Origin of the sequence: Flavobacterium sp. 1, assembly GCF_002797935.1 — a bacterium.
GTDB lineage: Bacteria > Bacteroidota > Bacteroidia > Flavobacteriales > Flavobacteriaceae > Flavobacterium.
On sequence record NZ_PGER01000001.1, the window covers coordinates 4,791,799 to 4,807,811 of the forward strand.

Below are 16,013 nucleotides of genomic sequence, written 5' to 3' on the forward strand. Positions count from 1 at the left end.
CTTATTTCTTAATTATTATTATTTCTAAAATCAAACCACAGATTCATTGATATTCCGTCATCTCCTTTTTTGATTCGGATATTCGTTGGCTGACTTTCCGGACCCTGCTGTTCCAATGGCTTGAAATCTCTCATTGCCGGAATTTCATACATAAAGGAAATATCTCCTTCAGGGAAAGCGGGCTGCGGGTTACTTCCCGGAAAACCATTTTTTGGTAAATCGGGAGTGAATAATCTTAGAAACAAATTATCAGATTCGCTAAAAACTTTAAATGACGATGCACCTGCTTTTAGATTGGCTCCCAATAAATTGGCGTGATAGCCTTTGAATTCCGGATAAACCAAATTTTCAAAACTTTCGCCTGTTATAGTGGTGTTATAGTTTTTTTCCCAGACACCATAAGTAGTTCCTTTGATTCTGTTTTTCCAAACGTGGTAAGGGCCTCTTCCAAACCATTTTATTCCCGTAACTTCTTTTTCAGGGAAACTGAATGTGATTCCGAACGAATTAATTTTATCTTCAAAATAAGCGCCGTCAAAACCGCCTGCGTTTTCAGCATTTTTCAAGGCGAGCAGTTCCATTTTAAACCTTCCGTCAGGATACATAATCCATTTTATGGTGTTTAATCCGCCGGAATAGGTAACGGTGCAGACTGCATTTTCTCCTTCCTCCGAAAGCTGAACATCTTTTAGTTTGGCTTTCATCCCGATAGGGCGCGGACCGTTCGTTAACGGAATTATCGAAGTTCCGTTTTTTACCGTCAGGATTTCTCCAGTGGTACTGTCCAAAGTTACAGTAACATTGTCGCCGCTTAAAACAACCTCATTTCCGTTTCGGGTGGCAGCGGTTTTAGTTTTAACTGTTTTAGAAACTAAAAATTTAGAAGCAAAATAGCTGGCTTTATGAATAGGCCAAGTCCAGGTATAGATTTCTTTACCAAATTGATCATTTGCAGTAATAGACAAAATATCTCCCTCTGCAAAGTTCGCAGGAACAGCAAATTTAATTTTGCGGGTTTCGCCGGGTTCAATACTTGGGATTTCAATTTTACCTGAGCTTACTACTTTTGAAACGCCGGCTGTATAAAGAATATCAGCATCCGATTTCATTATTTTATATTCCATTTTACAGGAATTCAAATTGCTGAACAGGTAATCATTGGTTATCAAAAAGGAGCCGTCAAAACCATCAGTCACTTGTTTTGGAGCAAACTGAATGGGTGCCCAAACTTCTTTTACCGTATAATAACTGCCTTCTCTTTCGCGGTGCGGACCTAAAATTCCGTCTGCTGCCAAAGAGCCTTTGGAGTCAAATTTTACATCGCCTTTCCAGTCCGAACGAAATACGGCTTCGTCTAGCATAGCCCACATAAATCCTCCGGCAAATAAAGGACTTTGTTTGTAGCGCGTCCAAAAATCTTCTAAAGCCGCACCGTGTCCGTTGTCGTAAGTTCCGTGCATGAATTCAGTTGGGAAAAATACGTTTTCGCCGCTGTTGAAACGGTGCATACCCGTTAAATAGGTAGGGTAGTGGTGTGTATCCCAGCCATTAAAATCTGACCAAGGATGAATTACAATTCTTTTTTGGGGATCATTATCGGCAAAAACTTTATCTACCTCATAATTCCAGCCGCCCTCGTTTCCGTTATCCCAAATAATTACCGAAGGATGGTTGACATCTCTGGTAATCATTTCGGTAGCTAATTTTGTTCCTGTTTTGGTGTCATAAGAGTTTTGCCATCCGGCTAATTCATTAAGGACAAATAATCCCAAAGAGTCGCAAACATCCAAGAAATGATCGTCTGGAGGGTAATGGCCACGTACAGCATTCATATTCATGTCTTTCAGTAACTGAACATCCAGCACACTGATGCGTTTGCTGGTGCTTCGTCCGCCTTCCGGCCAAAAGGAATGGCGATTGATTCCTTTCATTATGATTTTGGTGCCATTCACATAAATCCCGTCCTTTTTCTTGAATTCTAAAGTTCTGAAACCAATTTTTTTGTCCAATTTGTGAAGTACAGTTCCATTTTGTTTTAAAGACAGTTCTAGTGTATATAAATTAGGGGTTTCCGGATTCCAAGGTTTAACATCTTTCCATTGGGTTGCGATTGTTTCTTTAACGCTTTTTGCCTTAATCGGAAAAGTGAACGTTTGAAAGTTTTCACCGTTCAATCCTTTTAATGAGGCTTCTACAACCGTGTTTTTAGGAATGTTTTTAAGGTTCATGTCAATTGTGATCGAACCGTCCATTTTTGGGTTTACGGCAATATGCTGAATTTGAGTTTTTGGAGATACTTCCAGCCATACCGGACGATAAATTCCGCCAAACAGCCACCAGTCTGCTCTGCGTTCTGCGGCATTAACCGAGTTGTTGCTCGAATGTTTCCATACATGAACTTCCAGCGTATTTTTGACTCCAAATTTTAATAAAGAAGTAATATCATACTTAAATTCATAAAAACCGCCTTGGTGTATTTCCCCGGCCAATTTTCCGTTTATTTTTACTTCGGTATCGGTCATGGCGCCGCCAAAAGCAATCAGGATATCTTTGCCTTTATAATCATTTGGAACATCAAATTCGTATTTATAAAGACCTTCTTCTTTGCTAGGCTCTTTTTGGTTTAATTCTTTATACCATCTTCCATAAGTATATTCGCCAAAACCTTCTAATTCCCATTGAGAAGGAACATTGATGGTTGTCCATTTTTTACTGTTATTGCCATCGGTACAATAAAATTCCCATTGTACCGGATGTTCAAAATCTTTTCCGGAAAGGAAGACTTTTTCCGTTTCCTGTGCAGAATTGCTTTGTGCTGAAAAGGCAGTCATCGCAACAATAAAAAGAGATTGTAGAGTTTGTTGTATTTTCATTTTTAATGTATTCAAAAATATTAATTGCCGTCAGGCTTTGCTATTTCAAAACGGGTACTCATTGGTAACGTCCAATTTGAAATATAATTAGGTTGCTGCGGATTGTATTTTGGTGTTTGCTTTGAAATGTCTTTTTGTAAAGGTAAGTTCAAGTCACGAATTCCCTTAATTACACAAAGCGCAATTTCATTGGCTCCAAAACTATTAAAATGAGTATTGTCTTCTAAAGCTTTAGTTTGCCCTGGAAAAGTATTGGCTGGGTATTGCACAAAAGCTTTTCTGGAAGGATCATCTCCCCATTTTTCATACAATTGGGTAGTCATTGCGGTAATGTCAATAAGAGGCACATTCGTCTTTTTAGCTACGGCACGCATGGCATCGGGGAAATCTCCATGCGTTGCTTTTAAGGTTCCGTCGGTATTGAAGGCGCGACGTTGTGTAGGCGTAACTAAAATTGGAATGGCCCCTTTGTCTTTTGCGGCTTGGATAAATTCGACTAATAAATCTGAATATGATTTCCAGGCAGTATTTTCTGGGCCTTTTATTTTTTCATCATTGTGACCAAATTCAATGAACAAATAATCGCCGGCTTTAATCTGAGAACTTATTTTTTGCAGACGATTGCTGCTTTTAAAAGAACTCAAGGCAAGGCCAGAGCAAGCATAATTAGTTACGACAACATTGGTGTCAAAATACTGAGGAATCATTTGTCCCCAAGATGCCCATGGCTCTACGTCTTGATCGGTTACGGTAGAATCGCCTGCCAGAAAAATGGTAGTAACTTTATCAATTGGAATAATTTCAATTTTTTGAATATTTGCTGTTCCTAAAAATTCTAAGGTTAGTTTGTCATCCCAATTCAAGTCTCCTTTTTCACGGTCTTTTAATTTTATTGAATAGGAATCATTAATATAACTGTTGCGAACATTTACATTGAATTCTTGAATGGCAGATTTACCTTTTTTTAGCGAAAGCTGATCAATCATTATTCTACGGGACTCTGCTTTTACAGTAATATTGGAATCCTTATTATCGTTGCCCAAAGTGATTTTTACTTTGTAATTTCCTTCGAGAACTTTTACCGAAAAATAAATGTTTTTAGTAATGTTTAAACCTGCAGCTGTAAAGGTTGCATTGCCTGCAGTATCAAAATCAAAACCATATCCTGTATTTTCTTCATATTTAGCAGCAGAAAATACATTGGTGAATTTGTCGCCTTTTTTAGAAGATTCGAAATTAAAAACCTTTGGCTCAACGGGAGTAGTTGTGCTTTTTGAATTATTGTTTTTTTCAATATCAGCCACATCTTTACCCATTGATAAAAGCATATTTGAAGAACACAAAACCAATACAAGCAAAGTAAAGATTCTAAAAGGTTTCATTTAATTTAATTTTGGTTAATAGATTTTCAAAACTAACGGTTCGCTTTTTAAATACTATCCTGTACTATTAGGTTGCTTAAAATGTTAAATAAGTATTGATTTTATATAAATTACGGGTAGGTACAGGATAGAATAGTGTTTAAAAAGAAGCAATATTGCGTTATTAATTATTGAATTATGTTCATTTCTTTTTTTTATTGAATTTAAAAATTCTGAATTAATTTGAAGTTATTCATTTGAATAAAAAAATGTAAAAAAGTTTAATATTGCCTATACATATTTATGAAAATTAAACCGATTTCTCTGTTTTGTTTGTTTTTTATTATGTTTTCGACAGTTTTTTTTGGTCAAGAAAAAGAAATAAAAGCAACAGCTTCGCGTAAAATTCATTACGTTCCGGATGGAGATGGTTTTTTGCTTAAAAATGGCTCTCGAAAATTCAATCGTGCTTTGTATGGGTCAAATACAGCGTTTAGAGTAGAGGCTGGAGATTTACCCGAATTTGCGATGTACATGCCTGGAATGGGAGGTAATTTAAAGTTAGGTTTGTCCAATGGCAAGAACAGTAAATGGGTAACAGAAGCTAATTCAATTACGACCCGTTATGCCAACGGAAAAATGTTTTATGAAATCCAAGATGCTATTTTAGGAAAAGGAAAATTGAAACTTGAAATAGCAGCGCTGAAAGAAGAAGAAGGTTTTGTTTTGAAAGTTTCTGGCATTGATACCGATAAAAACACTTCTTTAATTTGGGCTTTTGGGGGAGCCAGTGGCAGAAAATTCAGCCGAGATGGTGACATTGGGGCTGATCCAGAATCGGTTTTTTATTTAAAACCAGAATATTGCATCAATAATCAATTTACGATAAAAGAGAATTCATTTTTGTTAGAATACGGCTCCGAAGTGAATAAGCAAAAGACAGGAAATGACAAAAGTTTGTTGGGAATGTTTCCATCATCTGAAGTTCATTTGGCCAATGCAAATCAGCAAAATTCGCCATTAGAATTATTTGCTTCAGCTCCCGAAAAACTGGATTTGATTGTAGGCAAAATTAGTTTGATTTCAAAAACAGATTTATTTTGGTCATTTAATACAAATATAAATTCAAAAGCAAAAAGTCAAGCAGATCTAGCTGAATTGTTTGTAAAAGCATCACAGCAAACACAAGAATTAGCCAGCAGAGTAAAAGTTACTACGCCAGATCCTTATATAAATACATTAGGTCCAGCATTGGCAATTGCCGCCGATGGAATTTGGGAAAGTCCTGCGTATTTACACGGTGCTGTGGCTTGGCGAATGCATTTAAATGCTTGGCGGGGAGCTTATGTTGCCGATCCATTGGGCTGGCATGACCGAGCAAAAACACATTTTACAAGTTACGGTAATTCACAGGTTACACAGCCATTAACGGGTCCTGTTGTTTTTGATGCCGAAAGAAATTTGGCACGTCAAAAAGAAGAAATGGGAACTTCAATGTTTAGCAGCGGATACATTAGCCGCAAGCCTGACAATAATACAATTGCCCATCATTATGATATGAATTTGGTTTTTTTCGATCAAATGCTGCGTCATTTTAAATGGACTGGCGATACTGAATTCATGAAAGAAATGTGGCCCGTGATGCAAAGGCATCTCGATTGGGAAAAACGAAATTTCGATGTAGATAATGACGGTTTGTATGACGCTTATGCATCCATTTGGGCGAGTGACGCTTTGCAATACAGTGGCGGAGGCGTGATTCATTCGTCAGCCTATAATTATTATTCAAACAAAACTGCTGCTGCAATTGCAAATGCTTTACAGCAAAATGCCGACCCGTTTACAGCCGAGGCAAATAAAATTTCCAAAGCAACAGCCAATAAATTATGGATTCCTGAGAAAGGTATTTTTGCCGAATATAAAGATGCTTTGGGCAAGCAGTTATTGCACGAGACTCCTGCGATTTGGAGTATTTACCATACTATTGATTCGGAACTTGCAAATCCTTTTCAGAATTATCAAATGCTTCGTTATGTTGATACTCAAATCCCCCACATTCCTATTCAGGCAGAAGGTTTGGACAAGAAAGATTTGTATGCTATCAGCACCACGAATTGGCAACCTTACGATTGGTCTCTTAACAATGTGGTTTTGGCGGAACAATTGCATACTTCGTTGGCCTTTTGGCAGGGAGGAAATGTCGAAACAGCTTTTAAAATGTGGGAAAGCGCTTTGGTTGAAAGTATGTATTTGAGTCCTTCACCGGGCGGTTTTGAGCAGTTAATGTATCAAGATGCGGTTCGTGGCGAATTGTATCGTGATTTTGCAGATCCAATCGGAATGACTGCAAGAACTTTGGTCGAAGGGCTTTTCGGAATTCAGCCAGATGCATTAGCGCATCAATTGACTATTAAACCGGGATTTCCAGAAAAATGGGATTCGGCTTCTCTGGAAATTCCAGATATTTCCTTTTCTTTCAAAAGAGAGAAAAATACCGATTCTTATGAAATCGCCAATCATTTAGCAGCGAAAATGGCTTTGCGATTCATCGTAAACAGTGCTTCAGAAAAGATAAGCAGCATTACAATTAATGGGAATAAAGCCAATTATAGGATTACGAAAAACGGAATTGGAAAACCCGAAATTGTAATTGAATCGCCTTATGCTGAAAAATATACTATTGCTATTAATTGGGAGGCGAAGGCTTTAGAAAAAATTAAAGTACTGGAAATTTACAATCCGAAAGATGCTTTTGTATTGGGAACTAAAAAAGCAAAAATCATTGAAGTCTACGATCCTCAAAAGGTTTTAAATTCAGTTTCAAAAACCGAAAATAAAGTTTCAGGAATTGTAAATAGCATTGGAGATAAAATACTGTTTATACAATTACAGCAAGGCGAAATGATTTGGTGGGAACCTATAGCTGTCAATTGTAAGCCAAGATTTGAAGTCACTGTAAAAGAAGTAAATTCAAATAATTTATTGCTTTCAATTCAAAATAATTCGGATAAAAATGGTGATGGTAAATTACTTTTTAATCCATTTGGGAAAGAAATCTCAGAAGCAGTTTCGATTAAAACAAATAGTACTGCAGTTATCATAATTCCGTTAAAGAATCTTATCACAGGAACAAATAATTTTAAATTACAGACTGCTGATGGTGGCAATTATCCATTATCATTTATTAGCTGGGATATTCCTGAAAACAAAATTTTAAAGGCAGAAACCGTTTCGTTGACTTCTTATTTTAATGCAAAAGTGACTGATATTTTTAAACAAAAATATGAGTCACCAAGACCGAAAACTCCAACTTTGCAATTGCCTTTGCAGGGAATTGGAAATTGGTGCTATCCGTTGATTAATCCAATAATTGATGATTCTGGTCTGCGTTCCAAAGCCAAAGCAAATGGAAAGATTACGACTCCAGAGGGAATTGTTTTTGAAACGCCATCGGATGGAAACAAGAATAATATTGTTTTTACTTCAATGTGGGACAATTTCCCTGAAAAGATATCCATTCCGTTAAGCGGGAAAGCTTCTCATTTGTATTTAATGCTTGCGGGTTCTACCAATCCAATGCAAAGCCGAATGGTAAATGGTAAAGTAATTGTCAATTATACTGATGGTTCATCAGAAGAATTGGAACTAAACAATCCTGAAAACTGGTGGCCAATAGAACAGGATTATTTTGTAGATGGATTGGCTTTTAGTACCAATGCTCCAAAACCGCCGCGCGTTTATTTGAAGTCTGGAATTGTTTCCCGCACTTTTGATGATTATAAAGCAATAAAAGGATTCGCTAATAATGGCATTGATGGCGGTGCCGGAACAGTTTTGGACCTTCCATTGAATACATCTAAAACCTTAAAAAGTCTTTCTATTCAAACCATTGCAAATGATGTTGTAATTGGACTAATGAGTGCAACATTAATACGAGAATAGATGGAAAGAAGAGATTTTATATACACTACTTTTTTGGCTTCGCTGACAGCGTTCATTCCTGCAGAGGCTCATAATTTTTTGGTTTCTGAAAAAGATCCAAAACTTTCTGATTTTGAAAAAAGGCTGACTCCTGTTGGAAGGGCATTAGAGTTTGAAGACTTTTATGTTTGGTGCAACAGTCCGATTGAAGGACCGGATGGCAAAATTCACGTCTTTTTTTCCCGTTGGTCAAAAAGCAAAGGAATGGGTGGCTGGCTAAATGGTTCCGAAATTGCTCACGCAGTTGCCGATAGACCCGAAGGCCCTTATGAATATGTGAATACAGTACTTGCGCCTCGAGGAGCCGGTTTTTGGGATGCTACCACATGTCACAATCCAAGCATTCATTTTGTAGATGGAAAATATGCTTTATTTTTCTTAGGAAATTCAAATGGGAAATTCGACACCAAACGTATCGGTTTGGCTACAGCCGATTCGCTTTATGGACCTTGGGAGAGACCAAATGAACCGCTATTGCAACCTGGAAAAGAAGGGGAATGGGACGATTTTATTACAACCAATCCATCATTTTTAAAGCACCCAAATGGAGAATATTGGCTGTATTATAAATCATTGGATAAAGAAGGTTATGTTCATCCAAAATTTGAAATAAAAGGCAATCGAAAATATGGTTTGGCTATTTCAAAATCGTTGCAAGGCCCTTATATGAAATACAAAGAGAACCCTGTGGTTGATTTTCATAAGATGGGAAATAATCAGCAATGTGAAGATGCTTTTGTTTGGTATGAAGATAAAAAATTTAGAATGTTAGCAAGAGACATGGGAGTTTTCGGAATTGATAAAGGCTTGTATATGGATTCTAAAGATGGAAAGCATTGGTCTAAACCGCAAATTGGGTATCAAGAACTTTCTAAATATATAGAACAGCCAATTGCTCCAAAACATTTAAATAGATATGGACGAGCAGAACGTCCTCAACTATTATTTCAAAAAGGGAAACCTACTTATTTATTTACGGCATCGCAAGGCGGTAAATATGAAACAGCGTCGGCATTTATTTTCAAAATCAATTAAATTATTATTTATGAAGACATTTTTTAGATTAAAAATCAGCATTATTTTTTTGCTAGGAATAGCAGTAAATTGTTTAGCCCAAGAAAAAATTGACCGTAAAGCAGTAGTGACAAGGCATGATGTAAAGATTACACAAATCGATACGTTGGCTTCGCTAAGTGTTGGAAACGGTGCTTTTGCTTTTACAGTTGATGCTACAGGTCTGCAGACTTTTCCTGAAAAGTATCAAAACGGAATTCCGTTAGGAACGCAGGCGGAATGGGGCTGGGACAGCTATAAAAATGTCAACGGATATAAGTTTTCGGAGACTTTGAAAGATGCGGAGCAGTATGGAAGAAAGATTTCCTATTCAACACAGATTAAAGAGCCTGCGCGTAAAAAAGAAGCAGTTGACTGGTTTCGCCAGAATCCGCATTTACTGCAGTTGGGAAATATCGGTTTTGAAATCACTAAGAAAGACGGCAGTTTGGTGAAACCCGAAGACATCAAAGCAATTAATCAGAAGCTGAATTTATGGACTGGAAAAATTGAAAGCTATTTTGAAGTAGAAGGCACTTCCGTAAAAGTAATAACGGTTTGTGACCAGACGAAAGATGCTTTAGGATTTCAAGTGACATCGGATTTAATCACACAAGGACGTTTGAAAATTCGTGTCCGTATTCCGTTTCCAACAGGGGATTGGGGAGATATGGGAACAAAATGGGAAGGAAAGCAGGATTACAAAAGCAATCTGAAAAGCAAAAATAATTCGGAAGCAATTATTACTCACGTAATGGATAGTATTTCGTATGATATTAATTTGAAATGGAAAGGAACTGGATCTGTGAAGGAAAAAGCAAAGCATTATTTTGTTTTGGAGCCTTCAAAAAGCAATACGATTGAATTGAGCTGTTTGTTCATTCAAACGAATAAAAATAAAGGCAATGTTCCATCATTCGCAGAAGTTGAAAAGAGTTCTGTTTCAGGTTATGACAATTTTTGGAAAAGCGGAGCTGCTATTGATTTTGCAGGAAGCACTGATACCAGAGCAAATGAACTGGAACGAAGAATTGTGCTTTCACAATATTTGACAAAAATACAATGCGCAGGTTCTATGCCACCGCAGGAAACGGGATTAACGTACAATAGCTGGTATGGGAAACCGCACTTGGAAATGCATTGGTGGCACGGGGTTCACTATGCGCTTTGGAACCGACCACAATATTTGGAAAACACATTAGGCTGGTATCAAAATGCATTTGATAAAGCTAAAAAGATTGCTCAAAGACAAGGATTTGAAGGAGCAAGATGGCAAAAAATGACAGATCCGGACGGTAACGAAAGTCCGTCGTCAGTAGGGTCATTTTTGATTTGGCAGCAGCCGCATTTTATTACCTATGCTGAGTTGCTGTATCAATCATCCCAATCGGAAGCTACGCTGAAAAAATACAGTGAACGCGTTTTTGCCACTGCCGATTTCATGGCTTCTTTTGCTTTTTATGATGCAACCAAAAAACGCTATATGTTAGGGCCTGGCGTTATTCCTGCGCAGGAGCGTTTTGTAGCGGCGCTGACTTTTAATCCAACTTATGAATTGGCCTATTGGAACTGGGGATTGAAAACGGCTATTGCTTGGAAAAAAAGAATGAAGCAAACGGTTCCCGAAAAATGGGAAGCGGTACTAAAAGATTTATCGCCGCTGCCAGTTCAAAACAATGTGTATCTGGCAACCGAAAGCGCTCCCGATTCCTATACTAATCCTGAATTCAAAACGGATCATCCATCGGTTTTGGGGACTTTTGGGATGCTTCCTGAGACTTCTTTATTGGATAAAAAAATAATGAAAAACACATTCGATTTGGTTTGGGATACTTGGTCTTGGCAAAAAACCTGGGGTTGGGATTTCCCTATGACTGCTATGTCTGCTGCACGTTTGGGACTGCCTGAAAAAGCTATTGACGCTCTTTTTATGAAAGTAACCACTAATACTTATTTGAAAAACGGACACAATTATCAAGCAGAAAGACTGACGCTTTATCTTCCTGGAAATGGTGGATTATTAACTGCGGTTGCTATGATGTGCGGAGGCTGGGAAGGTACGACAGAACCGAATCCAGGATTCCCGAAAGATGGCAGTTGGAAAGTAAAAAGCGAAGACTTCCAGAAGATGTTTTAAACCATTTGAACGGTTAATAGTCTACTATGTTGGGATTATCTTTCTAAAAAAAGAGGTGTCTCGCCACAGTTAATTTTTCTTATACTAATTAGTTTTAAAAAATAAAATATGTCAAAAGCTACGTTGCTAAAATGGAATATATTGTTGCTTCTAATCGGTTTTTCTGTTTTCGGTCAACGACAAATGGAAAATTTGGACAGAGGAATTATTGCTGTTAATCAGAATGGAAAATTTTTTATCAACTGGCGTGTTTTAGGTACAGATTCTGATGATTTAGCTTTTAATTTATATCGAAAAACCGGCACGCAAAATGCCATTCGGCTGAATGAAAAACCAATTACTGGAGCTGCCAATTTTAACGATGAAAAGGCTAATCCCGCAGAAAACAATACTTGGTTTGTAAAAACGGTTGTAAATGGCAAGGAAAATGAAACCAAAGGCAGTTTTACTATTGCTGCCAATGTAGCAATAAAAGACTATCTGTCTATTCCGCTGAAAGCGATAAAAGGATATACTGCCAATGATATTTCGGTGGGAGATTTGAATGGTGACGGACAATACGAATTAGTGGTTCACATGACGGGAATAGGAAAAGACAATTCCTTTTTAGGATTGAGCGATCAGCCAATTTTTCAAGCATATACTTTGGAAGGTAAATTTCTATGGGAAATAAATTTGGGTAAAAACATTCGAGAAGGAGCACATTATACGCAGTTTATGGTATATGATTTGGACGGAGACGGCATAGCCGAAATGGTTTGCAAAACAGCCGATGGAACTATTGACGGAACTGGAAAAGTGATTGGAGACGCTTCAAAAGACTGGAGAGATACCGATGAAAAGTCTCGAACTTTTGGTAAAATTTTAAAGGGTCCTGAATATCTTACCGTTTTTGACGGACGAACAGGAAGTGCCATTACAACGGTAGATTATATTGCAGAAAGAGGTGATATTGGCGCTTGGGGAGGCAGAGGCGGTAATGGAAGAAACGATTCAAGTGGAAATAGAGCTGATCGTTTTACGGCTTGTGTGGCTTATTTGGACGGCGTTCATCCAAGCGTGGTAATGTGCCGCGGTTATTATGGAAGAATTGTTTTGGCCGCTTGGGATTTTAAAGACAAGAAATTAACTTCCCGCTGGGTTTTTGATACTAAAGACGGCAAGAATCCCTATTCCGGAATGGGAAATCACGGACTTTCGGTTGCCGATGTAGACGCTGACGGAAAGGACGAAATTATTTATGGTTCGATGTGCGTCGACGATAATGGCGAAGGATTATACACAACTGGTTATCGTCATGGAGATGCTTTGCATGTGAGTGATTTGGATCCTGAAATTCCCGGTTTGGAAGTGTTTGGGGTTCATGAAATTGAAGAAGGGACAAAAGGTCCTGGTGTTGTTTTGTTTTCGGCAGCAGATGGAAAAACATTATTTACTGCAATGGAGGATGAAGATGTAGGCAGAGGCGTAGCGGATAATGTTGACAGTACTAGAGTTGGTGCGCAAATGTGGTGGTCCGGGTCTAAATTTTTATATGATATTAAAGGAAAACAAATTGGGGAATCTCCAAAATCGGCTAATTTTTTAATTTATTGGGATGGAGATACGTCTCGAGAAATTCTTAACTCTAATTATATTGACAAATACGGTAAAGGAAGATTATTTACTGCCGAAGGCACACAATCGAACAATGGAACCAAATCGACTCCAGGTTTATCGGCTGATATTTTGGGCGACTGGAGAGAAGAATTGATTTTACGCAGTACAGATAATACCGAATTGCGAATCTATAGCACTGCAATTCCAACGGATGTTAGACAGTATACTTTAATGCACGATCCGCAGTACCGCTTAAGCATCGCTTGGCAAAACGTAGGCTACAATCAACCGCCGCATACTGGTTTTTATATGGGCAAAGGAATGAAGACTGCTCCAAAGCCAAATATTGTTTTGGTAAAAACACCTTAGAAAATTTTTAAAATTCTCGTTTTACTTTTCTAAAAACTGGTTGGTACTGGTTTGTATTTAATTGTTCTGTTCTTATATTTGTTATTAAGCTGAGCTCGATTGCATCTAAATAATAACAAGTAGGCAATATGTTTGTCTTTAGCCCTGATCGTAACGCATCCTTTGCTTTTTTTCTTTAAAGTTTTTAGAAAAAAGCCTTATCGGTTGAATACAGGGCTTTTATAGAGATTATAAAAGTAATAGGGTAACGATTTGGTAACGGTGCTTATTGCTTTGTATTTCAATATGTTTCCGTTTGCTCCTGACAAATATACAAAAAAATATTTCTGTAAAATGTAGTAAGCTTTTTTAACACTCCTAATACTGTTTTCGACCATCTAGGGATAAGTGGATCTTGTGAGTGTCCCTGAAAACCAATTAAAGAAATAAGAAATGGATGTTATGCTTCGCTTAATAAGAAGTATCGATTACCTACAATGCTGGATATCTTATCTCACAATGCTAGAAAAAGGAGGAAAAAGGTTATTTGACATATAAAAAGAGGAAAACCTTTCGGTAATCCCTTAAAGTGGAGTATCAGGGTTTACAATCGAACACTTGATACCTGTTTTAACATTTTTTGATAACTTAAAATAGATTCACTTTTGGTTCGAATCCCACCGTGGTCACAGAAATTAAAAAGTCGATTGGATTAATACTTTTACAGTTACAGTCATTAGTTTTAAATGTGACCCTGATGGTACAGAATTCGAACCTTTTATTAGAGGATTTGAAAATTTTGAATGAAATATAAACGCATAAATTCTTTTACTCGCTACGGGAGCTATTCAAAAATATTACCAATTTATTGAAGATTATTATGGTGTTATAGCAGAAGCATCTTAATATTAATTGCGGAAGATAACGATAATATGTTTGAAGAAAAAATTAGACGCTTTGCTGTGAAATATAAAACTATTGAAAGAATTTGATAAATTCACTAATTACAAAAATGTAGTTTAATTTTTTTTCTGCTTTTGTCTGCATACTCATATGAAGAGCGATCTTAATTTACTATTTTAGTAGTTAAAATCGCATAGATATGAATTTGGAAGCAAAAATTATTACGGATAAAAAGGAAAAACGAATTGCTGTTTATTTTAAAAAAAATGCCGAATTGATAGCTAGAATAAAAAAGCTGGAAGGTTCTCGATGGAGTCAGACTTTGAGGCTTTGGCATCTTCCTGACACGGTTGAAAACAGAGAACGGTTTCATTTGATTCCATCAGCTCATTCTTTACCATCGGCAGAAGGTATCGAGCAAATTGAAAAATTCAAACAGTGGCTTCGTTCTAAACGCTATAGCTAAAATACAGTCAGAACTTATAGTGAAGCATTGAAATCTTTTTTGATTTTCTACCGAGAAAAACCCATCACCGAAATCTCTAATGAAGATGTGATTGTCTACAATAACGAGTATATATTGAAAAATAATCTTTCGGATTCCTATCAAAACCAAATTGTTAATGCTATCAAACTATACTTTACAACCATTCGAGAGACAAAAATTGAAATAGATAGGATTCACCGACCAAAGCGATCTAAAGTATTGCCTAACGTTTTGAGTAAAGAAGAAGTAAAATTGATTTTGAATGCGCATAGCAACATCAAACACAAAATGATGCTGAGTTTGATTTATAGCTGTGGTTTGCGCTGTGGTGAATTATTGGCACTTCGACCCATTCATATCGATTCTAAAAGAAATATTGTACTGCTTAAAAACTCCAAAGGAAAGAAAGACAGAATTACTCCTTTATCTCCTAAAATTTTAGAAATGCTTCGAGAGTATTACACCACATTTAGACCCACAACCTATTTGTTTGAAGGACAAATCAAAGGGCAACCTTATGATGATAGAAGTTTGCAACAGGTTTTGAAACAAGCACTAAAAAAAGCATCAATAACAAAACCTGTTACGCTGCATTGGTTGCGTCATAGTTATGCTACCCATTTACTCGAAAGTGGCACCGATTTAAGATACATACAAGAATTATTAGGACATAGTAGTAGCAAAACCACCGAAATATACACCCACGTAAGTACCAAAAGTATTCAACAAATAAAAAGTCCGTTTGATGATTTGTAATAAAAATATTATTTCTATATTTGTTAAAAAAGCGCTACTTAATAGCGACTATACATCCAAAATTGGGAAGATTGTCGCTAGTTTGTAGCGAGTATATACAAGTTGGACGTAATTGGCACGTAGACTACGGAGTTTCTTGCACAATAAATTTTCGGGATATTTTTTTGGGATGTTTAGAAGAATAAAGGATTTAGTCTTCAAGTCTTTCGATTGGGAATCGTAGAAAGTTCACTTTCAATACGTCTGACAACGTAAAAGACTCGGCTAAGTTATCAAAAATAAATGACAAAGTCAAGAATTGAATTTATTTTAGAGAACTTAAACATCGCAAAAAAAACAGAGCCCAAAAACCCCAATTATTGACTTCGCCTAGCAGGTTTGCTAAGCGCAATAAATAATTGGTTTCATTGATTTGGATTGTGGTAAAAGAAAAAGATAAGAGTAGTCTATCCAACTCCGTTACTGATAAAATATAGATTGTAAATAGTCAGTAACTACGCCCAACAGCGGCTATG

General features: G+C 36.9%; 8 protein-coding genes and 1 pseudogene. 7 read left to right on the forward strand and 2 right to left on the reverse strand.

Features of this window, described 5'->3' with window-relative positions:
- Positions 1-8 precede the first annotated feature (8 nt).
- Positions 9-2,873 (reverse strand): glycoside hydrolase family 2 TIM barrel-domain containing protein, encoded by a 2,865-nt coding sequence (locus tag CLU83_RS19435; RefSeq protein WP_100433138.1) that lies wholly within the window; start codon positions 2,871-2,873, stop codon positions 9-11.
- A gap of 20 nt (positions 2,874-2,893) precedes the next feature.
- On the reverse strand, positions 2,894-4,255 hold the full coding sequence (locus CLU83_RS19440; protein ID WP_100433139.1) for a rhamnogalacturonan acetylesterase: 1,362 nt from the start codon (positions 4,253-4,255) through the stop codon (positions 2,894-2,896).
- Positions 4,256-4,579: 324 nt separating this feature from the next.
- Here CLU83_RS19440 and CLU83_RS19445 point away from each other — a divergent pair, with 324 nt between their 5' ends.
- From CLU83_RS19445 to CLU83_RS19465, 7 genes and pseudogenes are all read left to right on the forward strand, one after another.
- Positions 4,580-8,176, forward strand: coding sequence for a DUF4450 domain-containing protein (locus CLU83_RS19445; RefSeq protein WP_232727194.1), 3,597 nt, complete (start codon positions 4,580-4,582; stop codon positions 8,174-8,176).
- Positions 8,177-9,250: a glycoside hydrolase family protein gene (locus tag CLU83_RS19450; protein ID WP_100433141.1), complete on the forward strand. Its 1,074-nt coding sequence runs from the start codon at positions 8,177-8,179 to the stop codon at positions 9,248-9,250.
- A 10-nt stretch (positions 9,251-9,260) separates the two neighbouring features.
- Complete coding sequence (locus CLU83_RS19455; protein WP_100433807.1) at positions 9,261-11,405, forward strand: hypothetical protein; 2,145 nt, start codon at positions 9,261-9,263, stop codon at positions 11,403-11,405.
- Positions 11,406-11,513: 108 nt separating this feature from the next.
- Positions 11,514-13,373: a rhamnogalacturonan lyase gene (locus CLU83_RS19460; RefSeq protein WP_304529160.1), complete on the forward strand. Its 1,860-nt coding sequence runs from the start codon at positions 11,514-11,516 to the stop codon at positions 13,371-13,373.
- Positions 13,374-14,454: 1,081 nt separating this feature from the next.
- Positions 14,455-14,721, forward strand: a complete 267-nt coding sequence (locus tag CLU83_RS22590) for a hypothetical protein (protein ID WP_232727195.1) — start codon at positions 14,455-14,457, stop codon at positions 14,719-14,721.
- Positions 14,722-14,733: 12 nt separating this feature from the next.
- Positions 14,734-14,910 (forward strand): annotated as a pseudogene (locus tag CLU83_RS22705) (phage integrase N-terminal SAM-like domain-containing protein); the annotation flags it as partial.
- A 51-nt stretch (positions 14,911-14,961) separates the two neighbouring features.
- Complete coding sequence (locus CLU83_RS19465; RefSeq protein WP_369828811.1) at positions 14,962-15,498, forward strand: tyrosine-type recombinase/integrase; 537 nt, start codon at positions 14,962-14,964, stop codon at positions 15,496-15,498.
- Positions 15,499-16,013: the final 515 nt, after the last annotated feature.